Genomic DNA, 248 nt, shown 5'->3' with positions numbered 1-248 from the left:
CCAGAGATCAGCACTGGCTTTTTGGCTTCTTTTAACAGCTCGATCGTTTTGGCGATGTCTTCATCCGTTGCTTGTGGCAATTGCTCCTGTACACTGACGAATGCATCCAGATCGACTTCGACTTCTGTTTTTTGCACATCTACACAAAGGTCTACCAGGACGGGACCCTTTTTCCCGGTCGTTGCCGTCTCCCATGCTTCATGGAACCGTTGCAGCGCAGTAGCCGCATCATTCATCAAATATACTTC

At 48.8% G+C, this 248-nt stretch carries 1 pseudogene; it reads right to left on the bottom strand.

From position 1 onward, the window contains the following. A pseudogene (locus SB775_RS32415) lies at positions 1–248 on the bottom strand (thiamine pyrophosphate-binding protein); the annotation flags it as partial.

The organism is Peribacillus sp. SIMBA_075, assembly GCF_046534585.1.
Note: the sequence above shows the minus strand (reverse complement) of the source record. Positions and strands in the feature narration are given on the sequence as shown.